Annotated in this window: 11 protein-coding genes; 5 read left to right on the top strand and 6 right to left on the bottom strand. The window is 64.7% G+C overall.

The window, feature by feature from the left end; all coding sequences use genetic code 11:
* Positions 1-3: 3 nt before the first annotated feature.
* The 6 genes from MC381_RS00895 to erpA form a co-directional block, all read right to left on the bottom strand.
* Positions 4-414, bottom strand: a complete 411-nt coding sequence (locus tag MC381_RS00895; RefSeq protein ID WP_251975835.1) for a F0F1 ATP synthase subunit I — start codon at positions 412-414, stop codon at positions 4-6.
* Positions 415-631: 217 nt separating this feature from the next.
* Positions 632-1,549, bottom strand: a complete 918-nt coding sequence (locus tag MC381_RS00890) for a ParB/RepB/Spo0J family partition protein (RefSeq protein WP_251975834.1) — start codon at positions 1,547-1,549, stop codon at positions 632-634.
* 28 nt (positions 1,550-1,577) lie between these two features.
* A complete protein-coding gene (locus tag MC381_RS00885) occupies positions 1,578-2,345 on the bottom strand; it encodes a ParA family protein (RefSeq protein ID WP_251975833.1) in 768 nt (255 codons plus the stop codon).
* A 55-nt stretch (positions 2,346-2,400) separates the two neighbouring features.
* Complete coding sequence (gene rsmG, locus MC381_RS00880; protein ID WP_251975832.1) at positions 2,401-3,033, bottom strand: 16S rRNA (guanine(527)-N(7))-methyltransferase RsmG; 633 nt, start codon at positions 3,031-3,033, stop codon at positions 2,401-2,403.
* A complete protein-coding gene (mnmG, locus tag MC381_RS00875) occupies positions 3,030-4,925 on the bottom strand; it encodes a tRNA uridine-5-carboxymethylaminomethyl(34) synthesis enzyme MnmG (RefSeq protein WP_251975831.1) in 1,896 nt (631 codons plus the stop codon). The genes rsmG and mnmG overlap by 4 nt, the downstream gene beginning before the upstream one ends.
* An 893-nt stretch (positions 4,926-5,818) precedes the next feature.
* Complete coding sequence (gene erpA / locus MC381_RS00870; RefSeq protein WP_251975830.1) at positions 5,819-6,172, bottom strand: iron-sulfur cluster insertion protein ErpA; 354 nt, start codon at positions 6,170-6,172, stop codon at positions 5,819-5,821.
* 261 nt (positions 6,173-6,433) lie between these two features.
* Between erpA and MC381_RS00865 the strand changes: the two genes are divergently transcribed.
* From MC381_RS00865 to MC381_RS00845, 5 genes are all read left to right on the top strand, one after another.
* A complete protein-coding gene (locus MC381_RS00865; RefSeq protein WP_251975829.1) occupies positions 6,434-8,191 on the top strand; it encodes a chloride channel protein in 1,758 nt (585 codons plus the stop codon).
* A 123-nt stretch (positions 8,192-8,314) separates the two neighbouring features.
* Positions 8,315-9,142, top strand: coding sequence for a bifunctional hydroxymethylpyrimidine kinase/phosphomethylpyrimidine kinase (thiD, locus tag MC381_RS00860; RefSeq protein WP_251975828.1), 828 nt, complete (start codon positions 8,315-8,317; stop codon positions 9,140-9,142).
* Positions 9,143-9,144: 2 nt separating this feature from the next.
* Entirely contained in the window at positions 9,145-9,828 is a 684-nt protein-coding gene (gene thiE, locus MC381_RS00855; protein WP_251975827.1) for a thiamine phosphate synthase, read from the top strand.
* 12 nt (positions 9,829-9,840) lie between these two features.
* Complete coding sequence (gene hemL / locus MC381_RS00850; protein ID WP_251975826.1) at positions 9,841-11,130, top strand: glutamate-1-semialdehyde 2,1-aminomutase; 1,290 nt, start codon at positions 9,841-9,843, stop codon at positions 11,128-11,130.
* 30 nt (positions 11,131-11,160) lie between these two features.
* Positions 11,161-12,723, top strand: a complete 1,563-nt coding sequence (locus MC381_RS00845) for a bifunctional aminoglycoside phosphotransferase/ATP-binding protein (RefSeq protein WP_251975825.1) — start codon at positions 11,161-11,163, stop codon at positions 12,721-12,723.
* Positions 12,724-12,894 lie beyond the last annotated feature (171 nt).

Raw genomic sequence — 12,894 nt, 5'->3', positions numbered from 1 at the left:
GGTTCAGCCTCGAGATTGAGTGCGTGACGGACGGCGCAGAAGCCAGGGACCCAGCCACTGCGCCAGCAGCGTCAACACATAAGCGCTAAAGAAGAAAGCAGGGTTTGAAGGGGGCACGGCCACGAATGCCAACGTAAACAGTACCGCCGTCAAACCGAACTTGCCGGCCTCGGCCTGATAGAAACTCTTGACGATGTTGCGTGCCTGCGCGGCTCCTTGGTGACGAAAGGCGCGCCAGGCAAAAAAGGCGTTCGGAATGGCCGCCACGAGACCACCGGTCAAGGCGGATAGCGCCGTCTCTCGATCCCGAACTCCCCAGGCGATCAGGGTCAGGCCCATCACGATGCCGCACTGTATCAGGATCAGGAACGCGATGCGCGGTCTAGGAAGCTTGGCCGGTGCCGTCGGATGCATGGCGTCGGTCTCGCCTGTCGTGAAAACGTCGGATCCTGGAACACGCCCGGTTGTTGCTCCGTGGCGTCAGTTTGGCAAATCACGGCGGATTATAGAGAAGGGCACAGGCCGCTTCAACCGGACCTGCACCGATCTGACGCGTCCGCAAAGGCAAACGCTCGGGAAAAGCGCACAATTTCCATTAACGCGCTAACTTTAATCCCCTCAGCGTTCCCCTTCAGCGGATGTGCCCCAGAATGCCGTCCAGCTCATCGAGACTGGTATAGCGAATCGTGACACGGCCCTTGCCGGAGGCGTTGTGATGGATCTTGACCGGCGCCCCGAGCAGGTCGGCCAATCGGCTCTCCAGCCGCCCGACGTCCGCCGGCTGACGTTTCTCCTCGTGCCCTTTCTGGCCGCTGGCCAGCTGCTTTACCAGCGCTTCGGTCTGGCGCACCGTGAGCTCGCGAGCCACCACCTCGTGCGCCGCCTGGCGCTGCTGGGCGGGAGACAGCGTCAGCAGGGCTCGCGCGTGCCCCATATCGAGATCTCCGCGCTCGAGCAGCGTCAGCACGTGGGGATCGAGCGCCAGCAGACGCAGCAGGTTGGCTACCTGGGCGCGCGAGCGCCCGACCGCATCGGCCACCTGCTGCTGGGTCAGTTCGAATTCGTCGAGCAGGCGCTTGAGCGCCATGGCCTCCTCGACCGGATTGAGGTTTTCGCGCTGGATGTTCTCGATCAGCGCGAGGGCCAGCGCGACCTCGTCGCTGACCTCGCGAACCACCGCCGGGATCGTCTCGAGTTCGGCCAGCTGCGAGGCCCGCCAACGCCGCTCGCCGGCGATGATCTCATAGCGCTCCTGGCCGATCTGGCGCACCACGATGGGCTGCATGACGCCTTGGGCGCGAATCGAGTCGGCCAGTTCCTCCAGCGCTTCCGGCTGAATGTCGCGGCGGGGCTGGTACTTGCCTCGGGTCAGCTGGCGCAGCGGCAGGTGCGCGAGTCGCTCGCCGTTGCCGCGAGGATCGGGCGGTGCCTGCGCCGGCGTGGGCGCATCGCTGTCCGCGCCACCCTGCGACAAACTGTCACGCCGCCGGGCGCTGGAACCGATCAGGGCATCGAGCCCGCGTCCCAGAGGGCGTTTGCGCGTCGTCATGGCGTGTTCCTCGCAGCGATCGTGATCATTACAGCGCCAGGCGGCGAATCAGTTCCTTGGCCAGTACGCGATGCGCCTGGCTCCCGCGCGACAGCCGCGCATACTTGGTCACCGGCACGCCGTGGCTCGGCGCCTCGGCCACGCGCACGTTACGCGGGATGGTCGTCTTGAGCAGAGAATCGCCGAAGTACTGCCCGAGCTGCTTGCTGACGTCGCGGGTGAGACTGTTGCGGGGGTCATGCATGGTCCGCACGATGCCGAAGATCTCGAGCGTGGGGTTCACGCTCTCCTGAATCTGCTCGACGGTATCCAGCAGCGCGGAGAGCCCTTCCAGGGCATAGAACTCGCACTGCACCGGGATCAGCACGCCATGGGCCGCGGTCAGGGCGTTGACTGTCAGCATGTTGAGCGACGGCGGGCAGTCGATGATCACCACGTCGTAGTCGCCCGCGACGCTCTCGATCGCACGCTGAAGCACCCGCTCGCGGCCGTCGCGGTCAAGCAGGTCGACCTCGGCCGCGGTCAGGTCGCCGTTGCCGGGCAGCAGCGCATAACCGGCCACGGCACAGTCGACGATCACCTCGGCGGCACTCTGCTCGCCCAGCAGCACGTCGAGCACGCTGCCGTCGAGGGCATGCTTGTCGACGCCACTGCCCATGGTGGCATGGCCCTGGGGGTCGAGATCGATCAGCAATACCCGGCGATCGAGCGCGGCGAGACAGGCCGCCAGATTGACCGCGGTGGTGGTCTTGCCGACACCGCCCTTCTGGTTGGTCAGCGCGATGATTCTGGTCACTGGCGACTCCCTTCGTCGAGACATAACCCTGGCGGCAGACAACGCTGCCGGCCGCTCACGGCGCGGCGCGCTCCAGCCGCAGCAGTTGGCGTTCATCCGCGTCCACGCCGGGCACCGTCAACGCAAAGCGCTCGCGGATGACCACGCTTTCCGGCAGTGCCTCGCGCTCCCGGGCATCGAGCGAGCCCTTCATTGCCAGCCACTCGCCACCTTCGCGCAGGAGCGGCTCGGTCAGCGAGACGAAATCCCCGAGCGCCGCGAAGGCGCGCGAGATGATCTGATCGAAGGTGCCGTCGAAGGCTTCGACCCGAACCTGCTCGGAGCTGACATTGGTCAGCCCCAGTTCCATGACCGCCTGGCGCTGGAACCGGACCTTCTTGCCATTGCTGTCGAGCAGCGTGACCTGAAGCTGCGGGTTCAGGATCGCGAGCACCAGACCGGGAAACCCGGGTCCCGATCCGACGTCGAGCAGGCGCGGGCCACGTACCGCAAACGCCACGCTGGCACTGTCGAGCAGGTGCCGCCCGATCATCGCCTCCGGCGAGCGCACAGCGGTGAGGTTATAGGCGCGATTCCACTTGTGCAACAGCGTGCCGAGCGCCAGCAGCCGCCCGCGCTGCTCGGTATCGACCGCGACATCGAGGGCGGCCAGACCGTCGTCGAGCAACCGTTCACAGACCGGCGTCATGCGCTCAGCGCCCGACTGTCGTCGAGCAGTCGACGTTTTTTCAGGTGGATCAGCAGAATCGAGACTGCGGCCGGCGTCACGCCGGAAATGCGTCCTGCCTGCCCCAGTGTTTCAGGCCGGGCCTGCTCGAGCTTCTGGCGAATCTCGTGGGACAGCCCCTCGACCTTCGCATAGTCCAGCGCTTCGGGCAGCGGCGTCGCCTCGTGTCGGCGCAGACGCTCGATTTCCTCCTGCTGGCGGGCGATGTAACCGGCGTACTTGGCCTCGATCTGCACCTGTTCGGCGACCGGTTCGTCCTCCACGGCGTCCCCCTTGAGCGAGGCCACGTCGGCATAGACGAGTTCCGGACGCTTGAGCAGGTCCATCAGGTTGTATTCGCGAGTGAGCGGCTGCCCGAGCTTCTCCGCCAGGCGTTCGGCCGCCGCGGTTTTCGGCTGGATCCAGGTCGCGCGCAGTCGCGCGCTCTCCCGCTCGATCTTCTCACGCTTGGTCGCGAAGGCTGACCAGCGAGGCTCGCCAACCAGACCCAGCTCACGCCCGGTCTCGGTCAGACGCAGGTCGGCATTGTCCTCGCGCAGCAGCAGTCGGTACTCGGCGCGCGACGTGAACATGCGGTAGGGCTCCTGCGTTCCCATGGAGATCAGGTCGTCGACCAGCACACCGAGATAGGCTTCGTCGCGCCGCGGCCACCAAGCCTCCTCGCCGCGTGAGCGGCGGGCGGCATTGATGCCGGCCAGCAGCCCCTGGGCGCCGGCTTCCTCGTAGCCCGTGGTGCCGTTGATCTGCCCCGCGAAATACAGGTTGTGGATAAATTTCGTCTCCAGCGAGTGCTTCAGATCCCGCGGATCGAAGAAATCGTACTCGATGGCGTAGCCCGGGCGCGTGATATGCGCGTTCTCCAGGCCGATGATCGATCGCACCACCTGCAGTTGCACATCGAACGGCAGAGAGGTGGAGATCCCGTTGGGATAGAGCTCGTGGGTATCCAGCCCCTCGGGTTCGATGAACACCTGATGGCTGGTCTTGTCGGCGAAGCGATGCACCTTGTCCTCGACCGACGGGCAGTAGCGCGGCCCGACACCGTCGATCACGCCGGAATACATCGGCGAGCGATCGAGGTTGGCCAGGATGATCTCGTGGGTCCGCTCGTTGGTGTGCGCGATATGGCAGTCGACCTGGCGCGGATGCTGCTCGCGCGACCCGAGATACGACATCACCGGCAGCGGCGTGTCGCCGGGCTGACGCTCGAGCCGGGAAAAATCGACGCTCTTGGCATCGATCCGCGGCGGCGTGCCCGTCTTCAGCCGATCGACCCGGAACGGCAAGGCGCGCAGCCGCTGGGCCAGCGCATTGGCCGGCGGATCACCGGCACGCCCGCCTGCATGGTGGTCCAGCCCGATGTGGATGATGCCGCCAAGGAAGGTCCCGGTGCACAGCACCACGGTATCCGCCATGAAGCGAATACCTGTCTGCGTGGTCACCCCGACGACGCGATCGTTATCCACAATCAGATCGTCGACCCCCTGCTGAAACAGGGTCAGGTTCGCCTGATTTTCCAGCATGCCGCGGATGGCGGCCTTGTAGCGCACACGGTCGGCCTGAGCCCGGGTGGCCCGCACGGCAGGCCCCTTGCGCGAATTGAGCACGCGAAACTGGATGCCGGCAAGGTCGGTCGCGGCGGCCATGGCACCGCCGAGCGCATCGATCTCCTTGACCAGATGGCTCTTGCCGATACCGCCGATCGCCGGATTGCAGGACATCTGTCCCAGCGTCTCGATGTTATGCGTCAGCAGCAGCGTGCGTGCGCCGCTGCGCGCCGCTGCCAGGGCGGCTTCGGTACCGGCATGGCCGCCACCGATGACGATGACCTGATAACGGTCGGGATACTCCACGGTTCACCTCGTGGGGTGCGTCACTCGGCACCCGACAGTGAATGAATCTTGAAATCGCCCACTGAAGCATTGTTGACCATAAGTCAAAAATCGCCTCAGCGGCGGCGACCACAGTCGCAAAAGCCGCCCAGTATAAACCTCCTGTGGGTAACCGTCAGGGGTTTTCCACACGGGTTTCGCTGCGCATCAGGTCATCAGACAGTCATTAATAAAATAAAGAGAAAAATAAAGAGAAGTTCTGTTGTGGTAATGACTATTGGTGTGGACATTTTCTGTGGATAAAGACAATTTCTCTATATTTTACATGCGCCTGTATTGTTATCGAATTGCTTGACAAGCTTTGATGTGCCTGCTGACATCCGCTGCGATAGCTGTGGATGAAAGGGCGGTTTTTCCACAGCGCCAGCAGCGCACGGCTTATCCACCGGTGCATACGGTAGCTGTTACCGCGATACTCAACAACTGTCTCGATTGGCGCCAGCATCGTGGTGGTGGGGGCTGTAGGGCGATACGCCAAAAAAGTATCCACAGGCGAAAAAAAAGGCATCTGAACAACTTTCTCGGCAGCGAGCTCCGGTTTTCAGGTCTCAATGAAGGTTCCGGGGTAGGGGCGTTATACGGCTGACGTATCGTGAAGCGGCGTTGTCGCCACGCGGGAACTGTCAGCCATCATCGAAGGGGACGTACGCAGCGTGCGGGCCGTGGGCAATACCCGGTGCGAGAGAGCCTGGCAGCGAAAGGGTGATGTAAAGGGGACGTGACAGTGCAAGCCAGGCCGGTTGGCGCAATCGACAAGGGGGGAAAGCGGCGACCGATCAGGCGTGGGGACGCATCAGGCACCCTGACCGAGGGAGGGAATAGTCGCCGCGGGCCATCGCCCGCGGCGGCGGTCGTTACACCGAGAAGGAGGCGCCGCAGCCGCAGGTCGACTGCGCGTTGGGGTTCCGGATCACGAAGCGGGCGCCGGCGAGCCCCTCTTCGAAGTCGACCGTCGAGCCGACCAGGTATTGATAGGAGAGGGCATCGATCACCATGCTGACGCCATCATTGTCGATCACGGTATCGTCCTCGGCGGTCTGATCGGCGAGGTCGAAACCATACTGGAAGCCGGAACAGCCTCCACCGGTGACATAGACCCTGAGCTTCAGGGCAGCATTGTTCTCCTCGGCGATCAACGCCTTGACGCGCCTGGCGGCGGCATCGGTGAAGAACATCGGGGTCGGAGCGAAAGACTCCACTGTACTCATCGTCACGCTCCCGTGCGTGCCGGCGGCGGTTGCCGGCCGGGCTGTCGATTCAGACGGGGTGGCGGTTCACGCCACCTGATTAGGGCCATTATCCTGAATACCGAGTAAAACGGTCAACTTTAGCGCCGTCAACGCGGCTCGCTGATCGGTGTATGATGGGGTCGCCGTCAACTGCTCGCACGGACGCGTGTGCCGCCCGGGAAGGGCGCGCGGCGCGAAGACGAGCGATTCGGATCGGGCAAGGAGAAGGGTTTGTCACGCGTGCCGCGGTTCGCTCTGCGACGTCCCAGCCTGGAACGCTTTCGTCGACAGCTGGCCAGCGTCGATGCCATGCCACAACTCTGCCTGCTGGGTATCCTGGCCGGCGTTCTCACCGGTACCGTCATGGTGGTCTTTCGACTGCTGCTGGAATTCGGTGCCCTGTTTTTCATTCCCGGAGACGATCCGGAAGCCTTCGAAACCCTGTCGCCGCCACTGCGTGCGCTGCTGCCGCTGCTGGCCGTGGCCCTGATCGGTGTCTGGCTCTGGCCACAGCCGCGCCGGGCGCTGAAGATGGGGATCGGTCACGTCATCGAGCGACTCGCCTACCATCAGGGCAAGATGCCCCTGCGCAACTGGATCAATCAGTGGTGGGTCGGCGTGCTATCGGTAATCGGCGGGCTCTCCGCCGGCCGCGAGGGGCCGGCGATTCATCTCGGGTCGGCGGCGTCGAGCTGGATCGGCACGCGTCTGCGGCTGCCGCACAATAGCCTACGCGTCCTGGTGGCCTGCGGGACCGCGGCGGGCATCTCGGCCTCGTTCAACACCCCGCTCGCTGGCGTCATCTTCGCCATGGAAGTGGTCATGATGGAGTACACCATCGCCGGTTTCCTGCCGGTGATCCTGGCGGCGACCATGGGGGCGCTGGTGTCGTGGAGCGTCTATGGGGCCGAGCCGGCTTTCAGCGTACCGCCGCTCGAGCTCGATTCGCTGCTCGACCTGCCCGGTATCGTGCTGACCGCGCTGATCGTCGGGCTGCTGGCGGGCGGATTCGTGCGCCTGTCGCGGGGGCATCCGGCCTTCACGCGGCTGCCGTTCGCCCTGCGCCTGGCGCTGATCGGCGCTCTGACCGGGGCCGTCGCCTGGTGGTATCCCGAGGTTCAGGGGATCGGTTACGACAGTCTCGAGCAGATGCTCAACGGCCCGATGGCGCTGGATATCCTGCTGGCCCTGGCGGTCTTGAAGCTCGCGCTGACCGGTCTCTGCGTTGCCGGTGGCGTACCGGTGGGCATTATCGGCCCGATGCTGGTTTCCGGTGCCGCGGTGGGGGCGCTACTCGGTGTGATCGGCGGCATGTTGCTGCCTAGCGTGGTGGCCACGCCAGCGCTCTACGCCGTGCTCGGGATGGCGGCGATGATGGCCGCTGCCCTGCAGGCGCCGCTGGCTGCCTTGCTGGCACTGCTCGAGCTGACCCGTAACGCCGCGATCATGTTGCCGGGCATGCTGGCGGTGGTCGTCGCGGTGTTGACCGCGCGCCAGCTCTGCGGCTGCCGTCAGGGCTTTTTCCTCTCGACCTTGACTCAGCAGGGCCTGCATCCGCTGCAGCAGCCGATGATGCAGGCGCTATCGCGTGTCGCCGTACCGGCGGTGATGGAGCGTAACCTGGCGCGCACGCCGCGAGTGATCGACCATGACCGCGCCAAGGCGCTGCTCGATGCCAAGCCGACCTGGCTGGTCATCACGCAGGAGGATCGCAACAAGCCGCCGCTGGCGATGAAGGCGGCGCATCTGGCTCGCGTGCTCCACGACGAAGCGTGGCTGGCGGAGCACGAGCGGATCGATCTGGAGGAGGTGCCCGGGCAGCGGCTCGACCTCGCGCCGGTGCATCTCGAGGCCACCCTATCGGAAGCCTACGATACCCTGGTCGAATCCGGTGTCGACGCGCTCTACGTCGAACACACCACGGCGCCGATGATTCGCCGGATTTCCGGTATCATCACCCGCGAGGCGATCGAGAACTACTATCGACGCAAACGCTGATATCGACGCAAACGCTGACACGAGACGACCGATACGCTCGATGAGGAGACGCTGCATGCGACGAACGAGAGCCTGTCGCGCCGCGCGGTCGCGCACCCATTTGGGTGGCAGGCGAATGCCGTCATGATTCGCTATGACGACAAGGCCGTCGTGCTGATCCTGGCCGGACACGATCCCAGCGGTGGTGCCGGGCTGGTGGCGGATGCCGAAGCCGTGCGCGGCTGTGGCGGCTGGCCGGTGACGGTTCCCACGGCGATGACCGTGCAGTCGACCCGCGACGTGATCAGCGTCGAACCCTGCAGCGGCGATTTCATTCGCCGAGCGGCCCGCGCGCTGATCGACGATTTCCGGATCCATGCGATCAAGGTTGGCCTGATTCCCGATCTCGAGGTGCTCGACGCAGTGATCGACGTGGCGCGGCTCTGTCCCGGGGTCCCGCTGATCGTCGACCCGGTGATCCAGAGCGGTGGCGGCACTGACTTATCCACACCCGGTCTGGTCGCGGCGATCCGGCAGCGCTTGCTACCTCTTGTGGATATCTTGACACCCAATCGGCGCGAGCTGTCGTTGATCGCCGCGACGCCGACGGCGGACGAGGTCTCCCAAGTGGTTGAGATCATGTCGCTAGGCTGTGCCGGCGTGCTGGTCACCGGTACCGATCCGTTGGCCGGTGAGGTAGCCGAGGGGCAGGTCGTGCATACCCTCCATACGCCCGAGCTCAATCGTCAGTGGCAGTGGCCGCGGCTGCCCGCCCACTATCACGGCTCCGGTTGCACGTTGGCCTCGGCGCTGGCTTCGCGCCTGGCGGCCGGTGAGGGGCTGGCTGCTGCCTGCGCCCAGGCGCAGCGCTTTACCTGGGATACTCTGGACCATGGGCTGGCACTCGGCCGGGGTCAGTATCTGCCGGACCGCGTCTGGCGCGCGCCGGACTTCGATGCCACGCTGGAGTGATGATGAAAAACCTTGTCGACAGCCAGCGCCTGCGCGGCTTGTACGCCATTACCGACAGTGTCCTGCTGGGGGACGACAAGACGCTGCTCGGTGCCTGCGAGGCTGCGCTGGGGGCCGGCATCGCGCTGCTGCAGTATCGCGACAAGTCTGACGATGCGGCGCACCGCTGGCGCCAGAGCGATGCACTGGCGGCACGCTGCCAGGCTCATGGTGTGCCCTTGATCATCAACGATGATCTGCTGCTGGCGCGCCGCCTGCAGCAGCGCTGGGGCGAGAGCATCGGCCTGCATGTCGGCCAAGAAGATGTGGCGCTAGCCGAGGCACGACGGGACCTTGGGCCGCGAGCCATTATCGGCGCAACCTGCCACGACTCGCCGATACTGGCGAGTCAGGCGGCGACGGACGGGGCCAGCTATCTGGCTTTCGGTCGCTTCTTTGTCTCGCGGACCAAGCCGGAGGCCGCCCCCGCGCCGCTGTCGATTCTCGCGCAGGTCGCTCCCCTGGGGTTGCCGCGAGTCGCGATCGGTGGCATCGATACCGCCACGGCCGGCGAGGCCCGTGCGGCCGGTGCCGAGATGCTGGCGGTGGTACACGCCATTTTCGGAACGCCCGATGTCGCCGCGGCCGTGGCCGCGCTCCAGGCACAAATCGACGCCAACCCGATACCGAATTCTGTTACTGCTTGAGACTAGAGAGCCATGACGACATCCGAAGAACTTTTCGAACGCGCCTGCCGCCATATTCCGGGTGGGGTCAATTCTCCGGTTCGTGCCTTCAAAGGGCTTTCCCGGGCACCGATCTTCGTGGAACGTGCCAAGGGGGCCTATCTCTTCGACGTCGAAGGAAAACGCTACATCGACTACGTCGGCTCCTGGGGGCCGATGATTACCGGCCATGCCGATACCGATGTGCTGGGGGCCGTGCGCGAGCGGCTCGACAATGGGCTGTCGTTTGGCACGCCGACCGCGATCGAGACCACCATGGCCGATCTGATCTGCGAGATCATGCCGTCGATCGATATGGTGCGCATGGTCAACTCCGGAACCGAGGCGACCATGTCGGCAATCCGACTCGCCCGCGGCGCCACCGGCCGCGACAAGATCGTCAAGTTCGAAGGCAACTATCATGGCCACTCCGACTCGCTGCTGGTCAAGGCCGGCTCCGGCGCGTTGACCCATGGCGAACCGAGTTCGCCGGGCGTGCCGGCATCGCTGGCAGAGCACACCATCACGCTGGCCTACAACGATATCGAGGCCGTCCACGCCTGTTTCGAGGAGATGGGCGAGCAGATCGCGGGAATTATCGTCGAGCCGGTCGCCGGCAACATGAACTGCATTCCGCCGCAGCCCGGATTTCTCGAGGCGTTGCGCGAGGTGTGCGATAGCCACGGCAGTGTCCTGATCTTCGATGAGGTCATGACCGGGTTTCGGGTCGCGTTGGGCGGGGCCCAGGCGCATTACGGGATCACACCGGATCTGACCTGCCTGGGCAAGATCGTCGGTGGCGGCATGCCGGTAGGTGCTTTCGGGGGCAAGCGCGAGATCATGGAGCAGGTCTCGCCGTTGGGACCGATCTATCAGGCCGGCACGCTCTCCGGCAATCCGCTGGCGATGGCGGCGGGCATCGCGCTGCTCGAGAAGGTGCGTCAGCCCGGTTTCCACGAGGCACTCTCGACGCGAGTGGCGACGCTCTGCGAGGGACTTGAGGCGCGTGCCGCCGATGCTGGTGTGTCGCTGATGACCCAGGGGTCCGGTGGCATGTTCGGTCTGTTCTTCACCGCCCAGCAGCGGGTCGATAATTTCGGCCAGGCGATGGCTTGCGACGCCCAGGCATTCCGCGACTTCTTCGCCCAGATGCTGGAGGCTGGCGTCTATCTGGCTCCCTCGCCGTTCGAGGCCGGTTTCATGTCCAGCGCCCACACCCACGACGACATTCAGACGACCCTGATGGCCAGCGAGCGTGCCTTTGCTGCCATGCGTCGGTCATGAGTCACCACGCCACTGACAGGGAGATGCCGCATGAGCCGAACGCTGATCCAGGCGCTCAAGGAGAGTGACTGTTTCGATCATCCGATCGGAGCCGTCGAGGTGTTCGAGACCCCTATCTCCTGGGTGGTACTGACAGGCGACTACGCCTACAAGATCAAGAAGCCGCTGGATTACGGCAGCTTTCTGGATTTCTCCACGCTGGAGAAGCGTCGCCAGCTGTGTGAGCAGGAGGTTGCGCTCAATCGCCGTGTGGCGCCGGCGCTCTATCTCGGCTGCGTGGCCATTTCCGGCAGCGAAACGGCGCCTCGCGTCAACGACGACAGCGCGCCGATCGAGTATGCGGTGAAGATGCGACAGTTCAGCAGCCGGCATCTGCTCAGTTCCCTGCAGGCCAGCGGCGAGCTTTCGGCCGAGCTGATCGATGACGTCGTCGATCAGCTGGTCGCGCTGCACGAATCCGCGGCGCGAATCGACGACGATAGTCCCTACGGATCGCCGGCGCATACGCAGCAGATGCTGGTCGAGGAGTTCGAGCTGATCGAGTCCCTGCTGGAGACACCGCAGGATCGCGAGGCACTCGACTGCGTCAAGACGTTGACGCTCGAGAGCTTCGCCCGGCTCGAGCCGATTCTGGCGTCGCGCCGGCGCGACGGCTTTATCCGCGAGAGTCATGGCGATATCCATCTTGGCAATGCCGTGCGCTTCGAGGGCAAGGCAATTCTGTTCAACGGTATCGAGTTCAACGAGCGCCTGCGCTGGTGCGATGTGGCCTGCGAGCTGGCCTTTCTGGTCATGGATCTGGAGGCGCGCGGCGAGCGCGAGTTCGCCCACTATGCGATCAACCGCTATCTGGAGCTTTCCGGTGACTATCAGGCGGTCCAGCTGCTCAATTTCTACAAGCGCTACCGGGCTCTCCTGCGGGCGCGCATCGAGCTGGTGAGGGATCGCGACGCCGGTCGCATCGATGACCTGCCCGAAGAGGAGCCGATTCAGGTCTTTCGGCGTTATCTGGAGATGGCGCGGGAGTACAGCGAGTTTCGCTTCCCCTATCTGATCATGGCCGTCGGCGTTTCGGGCAGCGGCAAGAGCCGCTTCACCGAGGAGATCGTGCGTCGTTTGGGGGGCGTGCGGCTGCGTTCCGACGTCGAGCGCAAGCGACTCTTCGACTTCACGGCGGTGCCGGACGATGCCGATGCCGTCTACAGCGAGGCGACGACCGATCAGACCTATCGCCGGTTGGCGGCGCTGGCCGGCATGGTTCTGGAGTCTGGTCTGCCGGCCTGTATCGATGCCACCTGCCTGCGGCGCGCGCAGCGTGATCGGCTGCGCTTCGAGGCGGAGAAGCGGGGGCTGCCCGTGCTGATCGTCAGCTTCGAAGCGGATCAGGCCACGTTGCGGGCGCGAATCGTCAAGCGTGCCCGGCGCAGCGGTGAGCCATCCGAGCGTAGTCTGGCGATTCTCGAACAGCAGCTGGCCCGTTTCGAACCCTTCGGCAGCGACGAGACCACTCATCTCGTCCATCTGGATACCACGGCACCGGACGCCAATCTGACGCTCGCGTCGCTGATTCAAGAGCGTATGCGGCTCAACTGAGGGACCGTACCGGAAAGATTGGCAAACGACACCGGTCGATGACGCTGGGCGTCATCGACCGGGAAGGCCAGCAAGCTGGCGACGGATGGCGGAAAGCCGGGCCGATGTTCGGCGCTGATGGACGTCGACGGTCACCAGGGTTGTCGTGTTGCCATTCTCGAGTGCCTCGGT

It is taken from the genome of Salinicola avicenniae (genome assembly GCF_023736115.1).
GTDB lineage: Bacteria > Pseudomonadota > Gammaproteobacteria > Pseudomonadales > Halomonadaceae > Salinicola > Salinicola avicenniae.
The sequence above is the reverse complement of the archived record's forward strand: the minus strand, read 5'-3'. Positions and strand labels throughout refer to the sequence as shown.

Coding starts and splice junctions, on each gene's coding strand:
- hemL (WP_251975826.1), top strand. CDS start 9,841: ATGACGACATCCGAAGAACTTTTCGAACGCGCCTGCCGCCATATTCCG.
- thiE (WP_251975827.1), top strand. CDS start 9,145: ATGAAAAACCTTGTCGACAGCCAGCGCCTGCGCGGCTTGTACGCCATT.
- MC381_RS00890 (WP_251975834.1), bottom strand. CDS start 1,549: ATGACGACGCGCAAACGCCCTCTGGGACGCGGGCTCGATGCCCTGATC.
- thiD (WP_251975828.1), top strand. CDS start 8,315: ATGATTCGCTATGACGACAAGGCCGTCGTGCTGATCCTGGCCGGACAC.
- MC381_RS00895 (WP_251975835.1), bottom strand. CDS start 414: ATGCATCCGACGGCACCGGCCAAGCTTCCTAGACCGCGCATCGCGTTC.
- rsmG (WP_251975832.1), bottom strand. CDS start 3,033: ATGACGCCGGTCTGTGAACGGTTGCTCGACGACGGTCTGGCCGCCCTC.
- MC381_RS00845 (WP_251975825.1), top strand. CDS start 11,161: ATGAGCCGAACGCTGATCCAGGCGCTCAAGGAGAGTGACTGTTTCGAT.
- erpA (WP_251975830.1), bottom strand. CDS start 6,172: ATGAGTACAGTGGAGTCTTTCGCTCCGACCCCGATGTTCTTCACCGAT.